Genomic DNA, 18,012 nt, shown 5'->3' with positions numbered 1-18,012 from the left:
GAGTACCTGGCTACGAACCAGGCGGTCGGAGGTTCGAATCCTCCTGAGCGCGCCAACTGATTAGCAACACTGCTTTACCTTGTAATGCGCGCTCATAGCTCAGCTGGATAGAGTACCTGGCTACGAACCAGGCGGTCGGAGGTTCGAATCCTCCTGAGCGCGCCACTTACAATTCACCAATTCACCAATCCACCAAAGCGACAAATTCCCTCTTATTGTTTACCTGACATCCCTGTCAAATCCTCTTGATGTTTATTTATTTGAATCTGCGTCCATCCAGCAATTCCTGCACTCGCGAAAGCATAATCAGCTCCAGTCCTAGCGGCATCTTGGCTCCGGGCACTACCAGGGTATGAGGCCGGGACATAAAACTATCCTTGATCATCGCCAACAGGTACGGAAAATCTACCTTCTGCGGGCCACGGAAGCGAATCACCACAAAACTCTCATCTGAAGTTGGCACACTGCGAGGCTCAAAGGGGTTGGAGGTATCCACTACCGGCACCCGTTGAAAGTTGATATGAGTACGGGAGAACTGCGGCAGGATATAACGCAGGTAGTCTTCCATGCGTGACTGGATGGTGTCGATCACGGCTTCCTGTGAATACCCTCGGAGCTTGGTATCTCGATCAATTTTCTGAATCCATTCGAGATTGATGGAAGGGGCAACACCAATCAGCAGATCCACATACTGGGCAATGTTGATATCCTCCGTGACCAAGCCACCATGCAGCCCCTCATACAACAGCAGGTCGGTATTTTCCGGCAGGCTTTCCCAGGCAGTAAAAGTACCCACCTTGTGACCGGCCTCCACCAGTTCTTTATCCTCTGCATGAATATAATGGCGATAGGTTCCGGTGCCGGAAGTGGAGTAATCCAGAAACAGCTGCTCCAGTCGATCCAACAAGTTAGCTTCCATTGCAAAGTGGGACAAGGATTGCTTGCGCTCTGGGTGTGCTGCCAGCAGGCGTGCCAGCTGATCACGAGTGTAGCGGTGAAAGCTGTCACCATGCACAAAGGCTGCTGCAACCTGCTGGCGCGAGAACATACGCGCAAAAGCATCCCTGATGGTGGTTGTGCCGGCACCGGATGACCCTGTGACTGCAATGATAGGATGCTCACGTGACATGATTACACCCTGCCTGCCAGTTGCAGAAATGCCTGAGGTACTGCAACAGCCTGACGGGTAGCAAAATCAAAAAACACCACACCCACCTTGGCAACGCCTACCACTGCACCAGCCTGACTAACCACACGGTGAAAAATTTCTGCGCCCTTGCTACCAATCTCACCCACAGCCAGCTCAATGTGCAGCTCATCACCGTAAAAAGCTTCCGCCTTGTAATTCACCACCAGCTCTGCAACCACCCAGCCAATATGATCGCCACCTATCGACAACTCACTCAGCTGAGCCTGCCTTAACCAACCACAACGTGCATCGTGCAGCAGGGAAACCAGTGTGTCGTGCCCCAAGTGCTGACCATAGTTAATATCACTGATCCGCAATCTGACAACATGGCTGTAAACCACGGACTGCGGAAAGTCCAGACTGACTCTGGGCATGGCTTAACTCCTAAGGTTTGGAAAGCTAAAGTCAAAAAAGCCCAGATTAACTGGGCTTTAAAATTAAAACACTTGTATCACCGCAGCTTAAACCTTGCCTTGCTCACGGGCAATAGCACGGTAACCGATATCACGTCGGCAGAAGCCATCTTTCCAACTGATCTGATTCAGCTGCTGATAAGCTCGTTGCTGGGCTTCCGAGACAGTCTGCCCCAGTGCGGTGACACAGAGTACACGGCCACCATTGGTGACTGCCTGGTCACCCTGTAATCGGGTACCAGCATGAAAAACCTTCACCCCTTCCTGCTCCTGCTGCGGCAAACCGGAGATCGCATCGCCCCTGTTATAGCTGTTAGGATAACCGCCTGCCGCCATCACCACACCCAACGAGGCACGCTCATCCCACTCAGCAGTCACCTGATCCAGTTTTTTATCCAGTGCTGCCTGGCAAAGCTTGACCAGATCCGACTTCAAACGCAGCAGAATGGGCTGGGTTTCAGGATCACCAAAACGGCAGTTGTATTCAATCACTCGCGGGGCACCATCAGCATCAATCATCAGACCAGCATACAAAAAACCGGTGTAAGGATTACCTTCAGCAGCCATACCCCTAACGGTAGGGTAAATCACTTCTTCCATCACCCGCTGGTGTACCTGAGGTGTTACAACCGGTGCCGGTGAATAAGCCCCCATACCACCAGTATTGGGGCCGGTATCACCGTCACCCACGCGTTTATGATCCTGACTGGTGGCCATGGGTAATACATGCTCACCATCCACCATCACAATAAAGCTGGCTTCTTCACCTTCCAGAAACTCCTCAATCACCACCCGAGCGCCGGCATCACCAAAAGCATTACCGGACAACATGTCGCGCACGGCATCCTCGGCTTCATCCAGGGTCATGGCAACAATCACGCCCTTTCCTGCAGCAAGACCGTCAGCTTTTACCACAATCGGCGCACCTTTTTCCTGCAGGTAGGCCAGTGCCTCTTCCACCTGGGTAAATACACCATAATAAGCGGTGGGAATAGCATGACGAGCCAGAAAATCTTTGGTGAAGGCTTTGGAGCCTTCCAGTTGTGCTGCACCCTGGCTGGGTCCGAATACCGCCAGCCCGCGCTCTTCAAAATAATCCACCAGACCATTCACCAGAGGCACCTCCGGCCCGACCAGCGTCAGGTTAATGCCTTCTGATTCAACCAGTGTCGCTAGTCCAGCAAAGTCCAGCACATCCAGGTCAACGTTTCTGATGCCCGGCTCCAATGCTGTGCCAGCATTGCCGGGTGCTACCAGCACCTCTGTCACATCAGGTGATTGAGCCGCCTTCCAGGCCAGAGCATGTTCACGTCCACCGCTGCCGATTACCAGAATTTTCATGCGTTGTGCTTCCCGTAAAGAGTCAAAAAAATTTGCGCTATTATGGCAGATTTTCTACCGCTGGGCGCAGCAAGAAACTTTTCCAGTCATGAATCCGCCATAAATCAAACAGGTGTAAGTGTTCGAAAAATATATCTGCAATAATTACTTTTTAAAAAACTATCATTCAAATAGATTAGCAAAATCAGTCGAATCAACCATTAAGATCCGATGCTTTGCTGGATACCCCTATCTGTCCTTCTGGACAGCATAAATCCAGACAGTTAATAATCACCAGTCGCTACGGCATGAATCCTGTTGTACTCCCTTTATTGTGATCAGGAACCAGAAAATGAAAAAAACAATTCAGGCAACACTGCTGACTGCCGCTGCCACAGCGGTGCTGATGGGTGGCTCCATGTCTGCCATGGCAAGCAGCATCAAGATTGGGCTGGCTGGTCCGGTTTCCGGCCCTGTAGCCCAGTACGGTGACATGCAGTTCATTGGTGCAAAAATGGCTATTGAACGCATTAACGCCGCAGGCGGTGTGAACGGTCGAATGCTGGAAGGTGTAGTTTATGATGATGCCTGTGAGCCTCGTCAGGCTGTCACTGTTGCCAACCGTATTGTTAACGATGGCATCCAGTTTGTGGTGGGTCACCTCTGTTCCGGTTCCACACAGCCTGCTTCTGATGTTTATGAAGATGAAGGCATTCTGATGATTACAGCAGCATCCACCAGCCCAGCAATAACCGAACAGGGTTATCAAACCATTTTCCGCACCATTGGCCTGGACAGTATGCAGGGCCCAGTGGCAGGTAACTTTATTGCTGACAAGATCAAGCCAAAAAATATGGCGGTTATTCATGACAAACAGCAATACGGTGAAGGTATTGCCCGTGCAGTACGTGAGACCGCAACGGCTCGTGGTATAAACGTGGTGATGTTTGATGGCATCAACGCTGGTGACCGTGATTTTTCTGCCATTATTTCCCGCATGGCTCGCCAGAACGTGGACTTTGTTTATTACGGCGGTTACCACCCAGAGCTGGGTCTGATGTTGCGCCAAGCCAGCGAACAAGGCTTGAAGGCTCGTTTTATGGGGCCTGAAGGTGTTGGCAACCCCGACATCAGCGCTATTGCCGGTCAGGCATCCGAAGGCCTGCTGGTAACCCTGCCGCCAGCTTTTGAAACTGATCCCCGCAATGCGGATCTGGTAAAAGCTTTTGAGGCTAAAAATCAAGATCCATCCGGTCCTTTTGTGATGCCTGCCTACACAGCTGTACAGCTGATGGTTGAAGGCATGAAAGGCACCAACTCCAATGATCCCGAAAAAGTTGCTGACTACCTGCGCAGCAATACCTTTGAAACTCCGATTGGTCAGGTTCAATACGATGAAAAGGGTGACCTTAAGTCATTCAGTTTTGTGGTATATACCTGGCATGCCAACGGTACACGCACCAAGGTCAACTGAACAAACAAGAGTTCATCTGCCCGTAAAACCCCAGTTAATGACTGGGGTTTTTCAGGTTATCACCTGACATAAACTCCAGTGCCAGGACTTGCCATAAGCCTGTCGCAGCACTGTTATTGGCATAAAATCATGAACGAATCCATCAGCTATTTTATTCAGCAAGTCATCAATGGCCTGACCGTCGGCAGCACCTACGCCTTGATTGCCATAGGTTACACCATGGTTTACGGCATTATTGGCATGATCAATTTTGCTCACGGTGAGATCTACATGATCGGCACATATATCGCTTTTCTGGTGATTGCCGGTCTGGCAGTGATGGGTGTTGAAAGTCTGCCTTTTATCCTGCTGGCAGCGCTGGTACTCAGCATGATGGTTGCCGGTGCTTACGGCTTTACCGTTGAACGGGTTGCTTACCGCCCCGTGCGTGGCAGCAAACGCTTAATCGCCCTGATTTCCGCCATTGGCATGTCGATCTTTTTGCAGAACTACATGCGTCTGGCTCAGGGTTCACGAGACCTGGCCCAACCCGGCCTGATCACCGGCAACTGGACTCTTGGTACTGATGATTTTAACGTCAACCTGGCTTATATGCAGCTGATCATTTTTGTCATCACGCTGATCTGCATGGTCATTCTGACACTCTTTATCAGTCGCTCCCGCATGGGGCGAGCCTGTCGAGCCTGCTCACAAGACGCTGGCATGACCAACCTGCTAGGTATCAATACCAACCACATCATTGCCGCTACCTTTGTGATAGGTGCCATGCTGGCCGCCGTAGCCGGGGTATTACTGGGGCTTTATTACGGCGTGGTGAATCCAATGATTGGTTTTATAGCCGGGCTTAAGGCGTTCACAGCAGCAGTGCTGGGTGGCATTGGCAGTATTCCGGGAGCGGTGCTCGGTGGTCTGATTCTGGGGCTGGCAGAAACCATGACAGGGGCTTATTTCTCCAGTCAGTACAAAGATGTGGTGGCCTTTTCCCTCCTGTGTCTGATTCTGTTATTCCGGCCCAGCGGCCTGATGGGCAAACCTGAGGTGGAGAAAATCTGATGAATCGTCAACCGATTGCCACCCAATTTATTCCTGCCTTGTTTGCCGCTGGCCTGACCCTGTTTCTGGGTGCCTCCGTTATGGGGCTGCGCCTGCGCTCCGAGGGTGTCACCCTGGGTGTTGAACTGGCTGGAGCCGATACCTTCATCAAACTGGGACTAGCTGCACTGGTGGTTTTTTTATTCCAGCTGTTCCGTGATCGCCTGCCCCGTTTCAGAAAAGACACCACATCACGCTTTGAAATGCCCGCTTTTATGCGCAGTGATAAACAGCAGCGCCTCTGGCTGATGCTGGTGGTGGCAGGCCTGCTGATTTTTCCCTTCACCACCGGGCGCAGCAATATTGACCTGGCCACACTGGTACTGATCTATGTGATGCTGGCGATAGGTCTGAACATAGTGGTTGGTCTGGCCGGTCTGCTGGATCTGGGTTATGTGGGTTTTTATGCCGTCGGTGCTTACAGTTATGGCTTGCTGTACACCTACTTTGGTTTCAGCTTCTGGGAGGCATTGCCGATTGCCGGTTTAATGGGTGCTTTTACCGGCTGGCTGCTGGGTTATCCGGTATTAAGGCTGCGTGGTGATTATCTGGCGATTGTGACGCTGGGTTTTGGTGAAATCATCCGCCTGCTGCTGAATAACTGGACCGAGCTGACCGGTGGCCCCAACGGTATTGGCGGCATCCCTAAACCCAGCCTGTTTGGCCTGACCTTTGAGCGTCGCGGTGACAACACTTTTCATGAGTTTTTTGGCATTGCTTATGATCCGGTGCATCGGGTGATTTTCCTCTACCTGCTGGCATTGCTGCTGGTACTGCTGTCGATTTACATCATCCGCCGTTTAATTCGGATGCCGATTGGCCGTGCCTGGGAAGCTCTGCGTGAAGATGAAATCGCCTGTCGCTCACTGGGCATGAGCCCCACTAACATCAAGCTCTCAGCCTTCACCATTGGTTCCACCTTTGCCGGTTTTGCCGGAGCCTTTTTTGCTGCCCGCCAGAGTTTTATCAGCCCTGAATCCTTCGCCTTCATCGAATCAGCCATCATTCTGGCGATTGTGGTACTCGGCGGCATGGGGTCGCAGCTGGGAGTAGTACTGGCAGCCATTGCCATGGTGCTGCTGCCGGAGCTGGCACGTGAGTTTAATGAATACCGTATGCTGCTGTTCGGTTTGATGATGGTACTGATGATGATCTGGCGCCCTCAGGGATTACTGCCAATGAAACGCCCGCATCGGGAATTAAAAACCACCGGCACGGAGGCGCAGTAAATGAACCAACCTCTGCTGCAGGTTAACAACCTGATGATGCGCTTTGGCGGACTGCTGGCAGTTGACAAGGTGTCCTTCAAAGTCGAAGCGGGTCAGGTGGTATCCCTGATTGGCCCCAACGGTGCTGGTAAAACCACGGTATTTAACTGTGTCAGCGGCTTTTATCAGCCAACAGCTGGAGAAGTGCTGTTTGATGGCAAAGCCATGCACAAACTTCCGGGACATCTGATTGCCCGACACGGCATGGTGCGCACTTTTCAGAATATCCGCCTGTTCAAGGAAATGACGGTACTGGAAAACCTACTGGTAGCTCAGCACATGCAGGCAGAACGCAACCTGTTAAAAGGTCTGCTGAACACTCCCGGCTACCGCAAAAAAGAAAACGAACTGATGGATCGTGCAGCTTATTGGCTGGATCGGGTGCGACTGACGGATTTTGCCAATCGTGAGGCCGGCACTCTGGCTTATGGTCAACAACGAAGACTAGAGATTGCCCGTTGTATGGTCACCCAACCTCGGCTGCTGATGCTGGATGAACCTGCAGCCGGTCTGAACCCACAGGAAACCAGCGAGCTGGATGAGCTGATCATGGAACTGCGCCGTGAGCATGGTGTGACAGTGCTGCTGATTGAGCATGACATGAAACTGGTGATGGGTATTTCTGATCAGGTGATAGTCATCAATCAGGGCGCTCCTCTAGCCACCGGAACCCCGGCAGAAATCCTTGCCAACCCAGCCGTCATCAAGGCTTATCTGGGAGAAGAATAATGCTGCAAATCGAAGATGTTCACACTCATTATGGTGCAGTTCATGCCCTGAAAGGTGTCTCTCTCTCAGTTAACAAAGGTGAAATAGTCACCCTGATTGGTGCCAACGGTGCCGGTAAAAGCACTCTGTTAATGACCATCTGCGGTGATCCCCGCGCCAGCCAGGGGCGCATAGTGTTTGAAGGGGAAGACATTACCCACAAACCCACCAGCCTGATCATGCGTGGTGGGCTTTCTGTGGTGCCAGAAGGTCGCCGGGTTTTCACTGGCATGACGGTTGAAGAGAACCTGGCGATGGGTGCTTATTTCCAGAGCAAGGAAGTACGGGAGCGTCAGCAGGAACGTGTACTGGGATTATTCCCACGCCTGAAAGAACGATTTCGTCAACGCGCAGGCACCATGTCCGGCGGTGAGCAACAGATGCTGGCGATAGGTCGCGGGCTGATGGACGAACCTGATCTGTTGCTGCTGGATGAACCATCCCTGGGACTGGCTCCGATCGTGATCAGCCAGATCTTTGAAATCATTCAGCAGCTGCGTGAAGCTGGAACCACCATCTTCCTGGTGGAGCAGAATGCTCAAAAAGCACTGGCGATTGCAGATCGAGGTTATGTACTGGAACACGGCGAGCTGGTACTACAGGACACCGGACAGAACCTTTTAAGCAATGAAGACGTTAAAAGGGCTTATCTGGGCGGATAACAGGGGTTTTAACTGATAAAAGGCGAAAAACTGATGTTTCCGCCTTTTTTTGTTTTTGTTGTTTGACGCTTATTGTGCATTGCACTATATTGAGGTCACTTGCTGCACTGCAGCAAAGTCAACTTTCAGATTACTTAAAAACGAGGTCGCACAATGTTCGATAAAATGATTTCCGATATGCAGTCTATGATGAAGCCTTACCAGGAAGGTTTCGGTACTACCCAATTCAAACCAGTTACTAACCTGATGATGATTCAGGCCAAAGCACTGGAAAAGCTCGGCACTGAACAGTCTCGTTTTTACACTGAGTGTGTTGAAGCTGTATCAAAACAGTTTGAAGCTGCTGGCAGCAAAAAAGATCCCTCCAGCCTGCAAGAAGCCCAATTCAATTTTGCTCAGGACATGCAAGATCGTGTCAGCCGCCTGTTCAAAACCAACATGGATATTCTCACTGAAGCGCGCGAAAGCGCTACCAGTGAAGTGGAAGCCATCAAAACTCAAGCGACCAAAAAGTCTGCCTGATCTGCTGCCAGTGTTTTAACAGCCGTGCTTTTCAGCAAACTCCCTCTGCCTGATAACGCGCTGTTTTCGCCCGACCGGATGGTCGGGTTTTTTTATTTCTTTGAATCACCCGCAGTAGGGTCTTCACTCTCCTCAGCAGCGGATCGATTAAAACCAGTGACCGACAGACTCTTCCACAGCATCAAATTCTGCTCGGCCACCTTACGCATGACCTCCATCGGATTGGCAGCCTGCATCGGGTTAACCTTCATGGCCTGTTGCATCTGCTGACGCAGGATCTTCTGTTGTTCCAGGAAAGTGCCAATGCTCTGCTCCAGATACCCACTCATGGAATGCTGCATACTGTCACCGTAAAAACGGATCAGCTGCTGCAAAACCTTGTTACTGAACATCGGGCCGCCTTTATTATCGCCACCACGATTTTCCTGTTCGGTAATAATCTGCAGCAGAATATTACGGGTCAGATCCTCTCCACTCTTGGAGTCCTCAACACGAAACTCTTCACGATCCACGATCAGCTGACGGATATCTTCGAGAGTGACATAACGACTCTCCGAAGTATCATAGAGACGCCGGTTGGCATATTTACGAATAACTCTCAAAACAGACTCCTTCATGAATCTCACTAAACCCCAGAAACCTGAGAATTTTGCACCTATTCTAACAGCGCTGCCAGTTTGTTTATTTTTAATGCTGTTTACTTCTTGTCATCTTGCTGTGTTTAGCTAGACTAAAGTGAAACACTCGGAGGTAAAAATGTTAATCAAGATCAGCAAGAGCAGTGCAATCCACTTCAAAACCAACGATACACCAAAAGGACGACTGGTGCCGCTCAGTAGCCACCTTTACCTGAATTTACATCAGATCACGGAGCTGTCCCACTATACGCTGAAGACACCACAGGAAAAACAGAGCATTGATGGCAGAAAGCTGGTGCTGCCTGCTGAGACCAAGGTATTGCACATCAGCCTCGCCCCCACCTTTGCCTCTTACCCAGACAGCAAAAACAAAGAGCGGCGCATCCATGAACGACGCTTTTACACCCTGCATTATCTGCCAGAAGCAATTCAGGATTATCTGGCTGTTCGACAGGCACTAAACGGCCAGATCCTAAACGAAAGTTAAGGTCAGCGCGGGCAAAAAGGCGCTTTATCCGACTCCAGACAAACACTATAAAACTCATCCCGCTGTCCTGTTGAATAACGGCGGGATGTTGAGGGTGTGCTGACCGATAAGCGTGACTCACTGCCCAGTGTTAACCACTGTCCGGGCTGTAATAACAATTGGCTCTGTTGCTTAGCCGCAGAAAAATCCAAGGACGGGTTGCCACCCCGATGAGTTTCAGATTCGATCTGCCGTGCAGAAAACTCCAGTACCACCTGCTCTCCTTGAGATCGTGCCAGCACCCACATACCACCGGATAACCACCGATAACTCGTTTCCAGCCCACCGCTAACGGATCTGACGTTGATGGGCACCCAGAAACCCTGCTCAAAAGCTGCCGGAGCCTCCTCGCGCAACTGCAATTGTGTTAATGCCAGCTGCCTGGTGGAATAACGCCGTACAGATTGTTGCTGTTGTTGCTGCATTGCCAGATCGATATCACCCCGGGCAAAGTAAACACGCCAGGTTTGTAATGGTTGATCCAGTTGTTTTGCCAGCTGCACCAAGCGCTCAATATCTTCTTGCTGCGCAGTGATAATCAGCTGTGTACCTTGCTGACTGAGTGTTGCCTGTCCCGGCAGATGAGGTTGTAATACCGGCAACATTGCCGCAGCAGTACGATGCTGAAGATGGATAACTTCGGTCTGGAGTTTGCCTGTGTCAGCACTCGACCAGCTCGGTATCAATGTCAACAGCAGGGGTAAAAGCATCACAGAAAGCCGGTACATTGTTTACACCTCCAGCAGGCACTAGCACTACTTTGCAGCTTATACCCTGAAAGCAGTGACCTCAACCCCAGCATTGTCGACAATTCAAAGACAGCTGTTGTAACTTGCCTGGTCGTCTCTGGTTATTTTATTACCCAGATGTTAAATTCACTTGCAAATCAGCTCACCACTGTTACACCCAGGGGCTGTTTCAGGGTAGAAGTTAACGCAGTTTAAGCACTAAAATGACTCATCCAAGGCCAACTAGTCGCAGGCTTTATTATTTATCTGACAAGATGGAAATAACAGGGATCGCCATGTCTCAGTCAATGATTTTAACCAGCAGTTCAATCAAGCATAAACCGAGCTACCGGCGCAGTCGTTATCCACTGCTGGGATTGGTTTTCCCAATCAGCTTTCAGCTGGACACTGGGGAATTTGTCCTGAAAACACTGGAAATGTCCCACGAGGAAATCCGAGTTGCCTGTACAGCGTCCGAAATTCCTCTGCTGGTACCACGGACTGCCCACCATCGTCCAGATGAAAAAATCCTGCATCAAGCGATCCTGACGCTGGACACCAACACCCAGCTGAACCTTAATCTGCAGGTACTAACCTGTCGCCGTTACTCACAAAAAGAGTTTCACATTGGCTTTCGTATTGTTGAGCTGAATGATCAAAGCCAAAGCAGACTGGAAAAACAGCTGCAAAAAGCACTGCAACAGAACGCCAACTGTGTCAGCCTGTTTGGCTGAAACCATACCATGAACCTGCTGCTGGTCAACAATGCTGAAATCAACCAAGAACAGCAGGTTCGCCTGACAGACCGGCGTCACCAGCACTTGCTGCAGGTACATAATCTGCAGGTCGGTGACCGACTACAAGCCGGCGTATTAAACGGACAATGTGGTGAAGCCCTGATTCTGGAACACCAGCAGGAACATACCCTTGTTCAGCTGTCTCTGACCAGAAATCCACCACCGCCGCTACCAGTTACTCTGCTACTGGCATTACCAAGACCACGCATGCTGGCTCGCAGCCTTGAGCACCTATCCACCCTGGGTGTAAAAAAAATTGTGCTGCTGCAAACCGCCCGGGTTGAAAAAAGCTACTGGCAATCACCTGAGTTAAAAACAGAAAAAGTACATCAGCATCTATTGCTGGGTCTGGAGCAGGCAAAAGATACCCTGCTGCCGGAAGTGATTTATCGTCAGCGCTTTAAACCTTTTGTTGAAGATGAGCTGCCTCAACTGAGTGACGGCTCACGCAAACTACTGGCTCACCCCGGCAACTACCCTGACTGCCCACGCGGACTGAACGAACAAGTCACGCTGGCCATTGGCCCGGAAGGTGGATTTGTAGATTTTGAAGTGGAGCTGTTACAGCAGCAGGGGTTTGAGGCGGTGCAGTTGGGAGAGCGTATCCTGAGAGTTGAGACCGCAGTCACCGCATTGCTCTCCCGTTTATTCTGAGCCCAGCAAACGCGGCAAAATGTAACAGTTATTCTTGCCGATAGATCTAGACCTTTAGCGGGGTTGCAGGTATAAACTTCTAACCATTTAGCATGTTCTGACCCCCTTCAACTGATTGGAGCCAACCTGACTATGGGCTTGTTATGGATACCCTTGTTGCCACTGATTGGCACTCTGGTTCCCCTGCTGACATCTCGCCTCGGGCGCAGTGCCATTGCTTTTTTTACAGCCATTCCGCCTTTTCTGGCTTTGTTGCTGTTATTACAAGCTGCACCGGATGTATTCAACGGGGTAACACTGCAACAGAGTTTTGAGTGGATACCCCTTGCAGGGTTATCACTGTCCTTCCGTCTGGACGGCCTGGCATTTTTGTTCTCTCTGCTGATTCTCGGCATTGGCCTGCTGGTCATTCTGTATGCTCGTTATTATCTGTCCTCCAAGGATAATATGGGGCTGTTTTATTCTTACCTGATCCTGTTCATGACCGCCATGCTAGGCATAGTCTTGTCCGGTAATCTGATTCAGCTATGGGTATTCTGGGAATTAACCAGTATCAGCTCCTTTCTGCTAATCAGTTTCTGGAGCCACAAGTCGGAAGCCCGCAAAGGCGCGCGCATGGCATTAACCGTTACCGGTGCCGGTGGTTTGGCTTTGCTGGCAGGTCTGTTGCTGGTCGGCAAGATTGTTGGCAGTTTTGATCTGAGTGTGGTGCTGGCCAGTGGTGATCTGCTGCGCCAGCATGCTGCTTATCCAGTCGTGCTGGTACTGGTGTTGCTGGGTGCTTTCACCAAATCCGCCCAGTTTCCTTTCCATTTCTGGCTACCACACGCCATGGCCGCACCTACACCCGTCAGTGCTTATCTGCACTCAGCCACTATGGTGAAGGCCGGTATTTTTCTGATGGCACGTTTTTATCCAGTGCTGGCAGGTACCGATTTATGGTTCCTGATTGTCAGTATGACCGGCCTGATCACCCTGTTGCTCGGTGCTTATGTTGCGCTGTTTAAACATGACCTAAAAGGACTGCTGGCTTATTCCACCATCAGCCATCTGGGTCTGATCACCCTGCTGCTGGGCATGAATACTCAGTTATCCACTGTTGCTGCCGTGTTCCACATCATCAACCATGCCATTTTTAAAGCCTCGTTGTTCATGGCCGCAGGTATTATTGATCACGAGTCCGGCACCCGAGACATGCGTCGCCTTAACGGGCTGTGGAAATACATGCCCCACACAGCCACTCTGGCGATGGTGGCTGCTGCATCCATGGCTGGTGTACCGCTGTTGAACGGTTTCCTGTCCAAGGAAATGTTCTTTGCTGAAACTCTGGATCAGGTCACACTTGGCTCACTGTCCTGGATGGTGCCGGTATTGGCGACCTTGGGCGCAGTATTTTCAGTGGCTTATTCGGCTCGCTTTATCCACGACGTGTTCTTTAATGGTGAACCCGTGGATCTGCCCAAAACACCCCATGAACCACCCCGTTACATGAAAGTTCCGGTGGAGATTCTGGTGGGTCTGTGCCTGTTGCTGGGTATCATCCCCGGCTACATTGTTGGTCCATTGCTGGCACTGGCTTCCGGTGCTGTAATTGGTGGTGAGTTGCCCTATTATAGCCTCTCGATCTGGCATGGCTTTAACATACCATTGCTGATGAGCTTTATGGCAATGCTGGGCGGGCTGGCGATTTATTACAACCGTCGCCACCTGTTCCGTTTTCAGTCCCAGTTTCCTGAGCCTGATGCCAAGCTGATTTTTGAGTGGCTGGTACAGAAACTGGTGATCTTCTGTTCGGCAGTGGTCGACAAACTGGAAAACGGCTCATTACAGCGTTATGTATTCCTGCTGTTGTTTGCTGCACTGATCCTGATGGCTGGCCCGATGATTGAGCTGAATGCCACACTGGGACATGAATCACTACTGCCAATTGATGGTGTCACTCTGGTGGGTGCATTACTGCTGATTGTCAGTGCCATTGCCACGGTGATTCTGAACCGCAAACGGCTGGTATCGCTGTTGACTCTGTCAGTAGTCGGTCTGATTGTTTCTATTACCTTTGCACGTTTTTCAGCGCCAGATCTGGCATTAACTCAGCTATCGGTAGAAGTGGTCACCATGATTCTGCTGTTGCTGGCTCTGTTTTTTCTGCCACAGAGCACACCCAAGGAATCTAATCCTCGCCGCCTGGTGCGTGACCTGAGTCTGGCCGGTTTGATTGGTGGTGTTATTGGTACCATCAACTACGCCATGATCACCAGCCCACTGGATACTATTTCCGGATTTTTTCTGGAAAACAGTAAAACCGGCGGTGGTGGCACCAACGTGGTCAACGTGATTCTGGTGGACTTCCGTGGTATGGATACACTCGGTGAAGTAGCAGTACTCGGTATTGCTGCACTGGGTATTTTTAAACTGATTGTGAGAATGCGCCTGTACATGCCCAGTACCGATGCCAAAGGTTTACCCTGGTCACCGGATCGTCACCCGATGATGCTGGCGATAGTGTCACAAAGCCTGTTACCTCTGGCACTGCTGGTATCGGTCTATATTTTCCTGCGTGGACACAACCAGCCAGGTGGTGGTTTTATTGCCGGCTTGATCACTTCGGTGGCCATCATCCAGCAATACATCGCTCATGGTGTTGACTGGGTCAAAGAACGCCTGCGCATCAATTATCAGTGGATGGTGGCTAGTGGTCTGCTGATTGCTGCATTTACCGGAATTGGCAGCTGGTTCTTTGACCGCCCCTTCCTGACTTCCTGGTTTGATTATTTCAGCCTGCCCTGGGTTGGCAAATTCGAATTAGCCAGTGCCATGCTGTTTGATTTGGGTGTTTACCTGACTGTAGTCGGTGCCACACTGCTGATTCTTGCCAATCTGGGCAAGCTGACCACCAGTCACAGCCCTGCAATGAAAGAGGAGAGACGCTGATGGAAGCGCTCTATGCAATTTGCGTTGGTCTGCTGACCGCCTGCGGTGTTTTTCTGACCCTGCGCGGGCGCAGCTTTCCGGTTGTTGTTGGCATTACCTTGTTGTCTTATGCCGTTAACCTGTTTCTGTTTTCCAGTGGCCGCCTGAAGATGGATGGTGCTGCCGTGCTGGGTGCCTCGGAATCCTACGCTGACCCTCTGCCTCAGGCGCTGGTATTAACCGCCATCGTGATTGGTTTTGCCATGACGGCTTTTGTGCTGATTCTGGCCATGCGCTCCAGAGCGGATCTGGGTAATGATCATGTTGATGGTCGCCTGCCTCCGCCACCACCTGGGAGCCAGAAATAATGTTGATGCAACACCTGACCATTCTTCCGATCATTTTTCCTTTGTTGGCGGGCGCTATTCTGCTGCTGCCACCACTGAGCAACAGCATCGAACGCCAACGCATTGCAGCTATTTTTGCCATGCTGCTGCTATTGCTGATTGCCGGAACCCTGCTGCAGATTACCCATACCGAGGCAACCCAGCTGTATTTCCTTGGTGACTGGAAACCACCCTTTGGCATCCTGTTTGTGGCGGATCGTATCTCAGCTCTACTGGTGCTGCTGACAGTGATCCTAGCACTGGGTGCCATGCTTTATGCAACAGGTGGTGAAGACAAGGTGGGTATGCACTTTTACCCGCTGTTCCTGTTTCAGGTCACCGGCATTAATGGTGCCTTTCTGACCGGTGACCTTTTTAACCTGTTTGTGTTTTTTGAAGTGCTACTGATTGCCTCTTACTCTTTGTTGATTCATGGTGGTGGCAAGCAACGTACCCAGGCCGGTATGCACTACGTCATACTGAACCTGGTTGGCTCCAGCCTGTTCCTGTTTGCTCTGGGTATCCTTTACGGCACCCTGGGCACCCTGAACATGGCTGACATGGCGGCAAAAGTTCGGGATCTGGCTGAAGATCAACAAGCATTGGTGAAGGCTGGTGGTTTATTACTACTACTGGTGTTTTCACTGAAAGCGGCATTGTTGCCCCTGCATTTCTGGCTACCAAGAACCTATTCATCTGCCAGCGCACCAGTGGCAGCTCTGTTTGCCATCATGACCAAAGTGGGCATCTACAGTATTTACCGGGTTCATACTCTGGTATTCGGGCCTGAAGCCGGTGATCTTGCCAGTCTTGCCCAGCCCTGGTTATGGCCTTTTGCGCTGCTGACTTTGGCAATGGGTGCCATAGGTGTGCTCGCCAGTCCCAGCCTAAGGTTGGTGGCGGCAAACCTGGTGCTTATCTCGGTTGGTACACTACTGCTTGCTGCCGCACTCGAAACTCCCAAAGCGATGGCTGCTGGACTCTATTACCTGGTGCACAGCACCCTGATTGCAGGAGCACTTTTCTTACTGGCAGATGTAATTGGAAACCAGCGTGGCAAACCCGGTGATCGGTTTGTGCCGGGGCGACGCTTGCTGCAACCCGTAATGCTGGGCAGTGCCTTTTTTATTGCTGCACTGGTCGTCATTGGTATGCCACCTTTCTCCGGTTTTGTAGGCAAGGTATTGTTGTTACAAGCAGCGGAAACCACTGCAGAAGCCAGTTGGATGTGGCCTGCCTTGTTGATCAGTGGTCTGGCTGCGCTGGTAGCACTGTCACGTGCCGGAACCAGTCTGTTCTGGCGGGTCAGTGGTGATGATCCTAATGCAGAAAAAGCACCTATGCTGCAAATGTCGGGAATCTGGTTGTTGCTGATCTGCTCTCCGTTAATGGTGATTTTTGGTGGTTATTTTACCGAGTACATGCAACTGGCCGCTGAGCAGCTGTTTGATACCCAACAAACTCTTGATCTGATTCTTCCCGCAGGAGGCCATTGATGGAAGCTAATCCCCGTTTCCGTTTTCTGCCCATGCCAACCCACAGCCTGTTGTTGCTGGTGGTCTGGTTGCTGCTGAACAACTCGGTGGCACCGGGTCATCTGGTGCTGGGCAGTTTTCTGGCTTTAACCATCCCATTGTTGCTGGCAAAACTGCAACTACCGCAGCCCTCCGCTAAAAAGCCTTTGCTGGCGGTAAAATATTTCCTGAAGGTGCTCTTTGATATCATCACCGCCAACGTGGAAGTGGCAATACTGGTGGTGGGACCGATAAAACGGATGAAACCTGGTTTTATTGCCATCCCACTGGATATCACCCGTGAGCTGCCGATTACCCTGCTGGCCAGCACGGTGTCACTGACTCCCGGCACCGTGAGCTGTGAGGTCTCAGAGGATCATCGCTGGCTCTTTGTCCACGCCTTGAATATCACCAATGAACAGGACATGATCGATCAAATCAAAAATCGTTACGAGGCACCACTGAAGGAGATTTTTGGATGCTGAAGCTTGCACTTCTGCTGGTCAGTGGCATGGTCTGCCTGGCATTGATCATGAATCTCTGGCGACTGATTCAGGGGCCGGATTTGGCGGATCGGATTCTGGCGCTGGATACCATGTATATCAACAGCATTGCCCTGATCATTATTTTTGGCATGTACATGGGCTCACCCCTGTACTTTGAGGCAGCACTGCTGATTGCACTGCTGGGTTTTGTCAGCACCGCAGCTCTGTGTAAGTACCTGCTGCGCGGCGATATTATTGAATAGGAAAGATCATGGACTATGTCATCGCTTTTTTTGTACTGTTAGGCGGCATTTTTATGCTGGTTGGCTCGATCGGCCTGGCAAGGCTACCGGATTTTTTTATGCGTCTGCACGCACCGACCAAAGCCACTACGCTGGGAATTGGCGGCTTGCTGATTGCCTCAATGATCTTTTTTACACGATCAGAAGAGGCTTTCAGCTTTCATGAAGTGCTGGTGACCATTTTTCTATTCATCACAGCGCCCGTTAGTGCCCACATGATGGCAAAAGCTGCTATCCACGTTAAAACACGGGTCACTGACGGCACCACTGGGCTGGATGTGAGGAAAGCAGCAGAAAAACGCAACAATCCATCTCTTTGAAGAAGGTCACGTTTAAGGCAGCGGCTGGTTCAGTTGGCCGCTTC

At 51.0% G+C, this 18,012-nt stretch carries 20 protein-coding genes and 1 tRNA gene; 16 read left to right on the top strand and 5 right to left on the bottom strand.

All coding sequences use genetic code 11. The features are described 5' to 3' along the window. The first annotated feature begins 88 nt into the window (after positions 1–88). Positions 89–165, top strand: a tRNA-Arg gene (locus tag IBX50_RS04790). 91 nt (positions 166–256) lie between these two features. On the opposite strand, the gene IBX50_RS04785 is transcribed toward IBX50_RS04790, so the two are convergent. The 3 genes from IBX50_RS04785 to purD all read right to left on the bottom strand — a co-directional run bounded on the left by IBX50_RS04785 (position 257) and on the right by purD (position 2,943). Then, positions 257–1,129 carry a phosphoribulokinase gene (locus IBX50_RS04785; RefSeq protein WP_292253870.1) on the bottom strand — a complete coding sequence of 291 codons (873 nt, stop codon included), beginning with the start codon at positions 1,127–1,129 and terminating at the stop codon, positions 257–259. A 2-nt stretch (positions 1,130–1,131) separates the two neighbouring features. Beyond that, positions 1,132–1,563 carry a thioesterase family protein gene (locus tag IBX50_RS04780; RefSeq protein ID WP_292253868.1) on the bottom strand — a complete coding sequence of 144 codons (432 nt, stop codon included), beginning with the start codon at positions 1,561–1,563 and terminating at the stop codon, positions 1,132–1,134. Between the two features lie 87 nt (positions 1,564–1,650). Next, on the bottom strand, positions 1,651–2,943 hold the full coding sequence (gene purD / locus IBX50_RS04775) for a phosphoribosylamine--glycine ligase (protein ID WP_292253866.1): 1,293 nt from the start codon (positions 2,941–2,943) through the stop codon (positions 1,651–1,653). Between the two features lie 331 nt (positions 2,944–3,274). On the opposite strand from purD, the gene IBX50_RS04770 reads away from it, so the two are divergent. The 6 genes from IBX50_RS04770 (at position 3,275) to IBX50_RS04745 (ending at position 8,708) form a co-directional block, all read left to right on the top strand. Further along, complete coding sequence (locus IBX50_RS04770) at positions 3,275–4,396, top strand: branched-chain amino acid ABC transporter substrate-binding protein (protein WP_292253864.1); 1,122 nt, start codon at positions 3,275–3,277, stop codon at positions 4,394–4,396. Between the two features lie 129 nt (positions 4,397–4,525). Beyond that, entirely contained in the window at positions 4,526–5,449 is a 924-nt protein-coding gene (livH, locus tag IBX50_RS04765) for a high-affinity branched-chain amino acid ABC transporter permease LivH (protein WP_292253862.1), read from the top strand. After that, positions 5,449–6,717 (top strand): high-affinity branched-chain amino acid ABC transporter permease LivM, encoded by a 1,269-nt coding sequence (livM, locus tag IBX50_RS04760; protein WP_292253860.1) that lies wholly within the window; start codon positions 5,449–5,451, stop codon positions 6,715–6,717. The genes livH and livM overlap by 1 nt, the downstream gene beginning before the upstream one ends. Continuing rightward, complete coding sequence (gene livG / locus IBX50_RS04755) at positions 6,718–7,485, top strand: high-affinity branched-chain amino acid ABC transporter ATP-binding protein LivG (protein WP_292253856.1); 768 nt, start codon at positions 6,718–6,720, stop codon at positions 7,483–7,485. It abuts the gene before it with no gap. Beyond that, positions 7,485–8,186 (top strand): ABC transporter ATP-binding protein, encoded by a 702-nt coding sequence (locus IBX50_RS04750; protein ID WP_292253854.1) that lies wholly within the window; start codon positions 7,485–7,487, stop codon positions 8,184–8,186. The genes livG and IBX50_RS04750 overlap by 1 nt, the downstream gene beginning before the upstream one ends. A 177-nt stretch (positions 8,187–8,363) precedes the next feature. Beyond that, positions 8,364–8,708 carry a phasin family protein gene (locus tag IBX50_RS04745; protein ID WP_292253851.1) on the top strand — a complete coding sequence of 115 codons (345 nt, stop codon included), beginning with the start codon at positions 8,364–8,366 and terminating at the stop codon, positions 8,706–8,708. 92 nt (positions 8,709–8,800) lie between these two features. On the opposite strand, the gene phaR is transcribed toward IBX50_RS04745, so the two are convergent. Continuing rightward, a complete protein-coding gene (gene phaR, locus IBX50_RS04740) occupies positions 8,801–9,310 on the bottom strand; it encodes a polyhydroxyalkanoate synthesis repressor PhaR (protein WP_292253849.1) in 510 nt (169 codons plus the stop codon). A gap of 154 nt (positions 9,311–9,464) precedes the next feature. Here phaR and IBX50_RS04735 point away from each other — a divergent pair, with 154 nt between their 5' ends. Then, positions 9,465–9,833, top strand: coding sequence for a hypothetical protein (locus IBX50_RS04735; RefSeq protein WP_292253846.1), 369 nt, complete (start codon positions 9,465–9,467; stop codon positions 9,831–9,833). Between the two features lie 2 nt (positions 9,834–9,835). Here the strand turns inward: IBX50_RS04735 and IBX50_RS04730 are convergent, their stop codons facing one another. Continuing rightward, positions 9,836–10,600, bottom strand: a complete 765-nt coding sequence (locus tag IBX50_RS04730; RefSeq protein ID WP_292253843.1) for a secretin N-terminal domain-containing protein — start codon at positions 10,598–10,600, stop codon at positions 9,836–9,838. Between the two features lie 296 nt (positions 10,601–10,896). Between IBX50_RS04730 and IBX50_RS04725 the strand changes: the two genes are divergently transcribed. From IBX50_RS04725 to IBX50_RS04690, 8 genes are all read left to right on the top strand, one after another. Continuing rightward, the gene (locus IBX50_RS04725) at positions 10,897–11,334 is read left to right on the top strand and encodes a hypothetical protein (protein ID WP_292253840.1); all 438 of its coding nucleotides are present in this window, start codon (positions 10,897–10,899) and stop codon (positions 11,332–11,334) included. Between the two features lie 9 nt (positions 11,335–11,343). Further along, positions 11,344–12,051 carry a 16S rRNA (uracil(1498)-N(3))-methyltransferase gene (locus IBX50_RS04720; RefSeq protein ID WP_292253837.1) on the top strand — a complete coding sequence of 236 codons (708 nt, stop codon included), beginning with the start codon at positions 11,344–11,346 and terminating at the stop codon, positions 12,049–12,051. Positions 12,052–12,183: 132 nt separating this feature from the next. Beyond that, a complete protein-coding gene (locus IBX50_RS04715) occupies positions 12,184–14,982 on the top strand; it encodes a monovalent cation/H+ antiporter subunit A (protein WP_292253834.1) in 2,799 nt (932 codons plus the stop codon). Beyond that, complete coding sequence (locus IBX50_RS04710; protein ID WP_292253832.1) at positions 14,982–15,329, top strand: Na+/H+ antiporter subunit C; 348 nt, start codon at positions 14,982–14,984, stop codon at positions 15,327–15,329. Before IBX50_RS04715 ends, IBX50_RS04710 begins: the two co-directional genes overlap by 1 nt. Then, positions 15,329–16,843 carry a monovalent cation/H+ antiporter subunit D gene (locus IBX50_RS04705; RefSeq protein ID WP_366930691.1) on the top strand — a complete coding sequence of 505 codons (1,515 nt, stop codon included), beginning with the start codon at positions 15,329–15,331 and terminating at the stop codon, positions 16,841–16,843. Before IBX50_RS04710 ends, IBX50_RS04705 begins: the two co-directional genes overlap by 1 nt. Next, positions 16,843–17,346, top strand: coding sequence for a Na+/H+ antiporter subunit E (locus tag IBX50_RS04700; protein ID WP_292253829.1), 504 nt, complete (start codon positions 16,843–16,845; stop codon positions 17,344–17,346). The genes IBX50_RS04705 and IBX50_RS04700 overlap by 1 nt, the downstream gene beginning before the upstream one ends. Further along, positions 17,340–17,609, top strand: coding sequence for a K+/H+ antiporter subunit F (locus IBX50_RS04695; RefSeq protein ID WP_292253827.1), 270 nt, complete (start codon positions 17,340–17,342; stop codon positions 17,607–17,609). Before IBX50_RS04700 ends, IBX50_RS04695 begins: the two co-directional genes overlap by 7 nt. A gap of 8 nt (positions 17,610–17,617) precedes the next feature. Further along, the gene (locus tag IBX50_RS04690; protein ID WP_292253824.1) at positions 17,618–17,968 is read left to right on the top strand and encodes a Na+/H+ antiporter subunit G; all 351 of its coding nucleotides are present in this window, start codon (positions 17,618–17,620) and stop codon (positions 17,966–17,968) included. Positions 17,969–18,012: the final 44 nt, after the last annotated feature.

This window comes from Marinospirillum sp. (genome assembly GCF_014859565.1).
This window is presented reverse-complemented; position numbering and strand designations above follow the sequence as displayed.

What these genes read in the sequence shown, in the direction of transcription:
- IBX50_RS04785 (WP_292253870.1), bottom strand. Translation starts at nt 1,129, where the DNA reads ATGTCACGTGAGCATCCTATCATTGCAGTCACAGGGTCATCCGGTGCC.
- IBX50_RS04780 (WP_292253868.1), bottom strand. Translation starts at nt 1,563, where the DNA reads ATGCCCAGAGTCAGTCTGGACTTTCCGCAGTCCGTGGTTTACAGCCAT.
- purD (WP_292253866.1), bottom strand. Translation starts at nt 2,943, where the DNA reads ATGAAAATTCTGGTAATCGGCAGCGGTGGACGTGAACATGCTCTGGCC.
- IBX50_RS04770 (WP_292253864.1), top strand. Translation starts at nt 3,275, where the DNA reads ATGAAAAAAACAATTCAGGCAACACTGCTGACTGCCGCTGCCACAGCG.
- livH (WP_292253862.1), top strand. Translation starts at nt 4,526, where the DNA reads ATGAACGAATCCATCAGCTATTTTATTCAGCAAGTCATCAATGGCCTG.
- livM (WP_292253860.1), top strand. Translation starts at nt 5,449, where the DNA reads ATGAATCGTCAACCGATTGCCACCCAATTTATTCCTGCCTTGTTTGCC.
- livG (WP_292253856.1), top strand. Translation starts at nt 6,718, where the DNA reads ATGAACCAACCTCTGCTGCAGGTTAACAACCTGATGATGCGCTTTGGC.
- IBX50_RS04750 (WP_292253854.1), top strand. Translation starts at nt 7,485, where the DNA reads ATGCTGCAAATCGAAGATGTTCACACTCATTATGGTGCAGTTCATGCC.
- IBX50_RS04745 (WP_292253851.1), top strand. Translation starts at nt 8,364, where the DNA reads ATGCAGTCTATGATGAAGCCTTACCAGGAAGGTTTCGGTACTACCCAA.
- IBX50_RS04735 (WP_292253846.1), top strand. Translation starts at nt 9,465, where the DNA reads ATGTTAATCAAGATCAGCAAGAGCAGTGCAATCCACTTCAAAACCAAC.
- IBX50_RS04730 (WP_292253843.1), bottom strand. Translation starts at nt 10,600, where the DNA reads ATGTACCGGCTTTCTGTGATGCTTTTACCCCTGCTGTTGACATTGATA.
- IBX50_RS04725 (WP_292253840.1), top strand. Translation starts at nt 10,897, where the DNA reads ATGTCTCAGTCAATGATTTTAACCAGCAGTTCAATCAAGCATAAACCG.
- IBX50_RS04720 (WP_292253837.1), top strand. Translation starts at nt 11,344, where the DNA reads ATGAACCTGCTGCTGGTCAACAATGCTGAAATCAACCAAGAACAGCAG.
- IBX50_RS04715 (WP_292253834.1), top strand. Translation starts at nt 12,184, where the DNA reads ATGGGCTTGTTATGGATACCCTTGTTGCCACTGATTGGCACTCTGGTT.
- IBX50_RS04710 (WP_292253832.1), top strand. Translation starts at nt 14,982, where the DNA reads ATGGAAGCGCTCTATGCAATTTGCGTTGGTCTGCTGACCGCCTGCGGT.
- IBX50_RS04705 (WP_366930691.1), top strand. Translation starts at nt 15,329, where the DNA reads ATGTTGATGCAACACCTGACCATTCTTCCGATCATTTTTCCTTTGTTG.
- IBX50_RS04700 (WP_292253829.1), top strand. Translation starts at nt 16,843, where the DNA reads ATGGAAGCTAATCCCCGTTTCCGTTTTCTGCCCATGCCAACCCACAGC.
- IBX50_RS04695 (WP_292253827.1), top strand. Translation starts at nt 17,340, where the DNA reads ATGCTGAAGCTTGCACTTCTGCTGGTCAGTGGCATGGTCTGCCTGGCA.
- IBX50_RS04690 (WP_292253824.1), top strand. Translation starts at nt 17,618, where the DNA reads ATGGACTATGTCATCGCTTTTTTTGTACTGTTAGGCGGCATTTTTATG.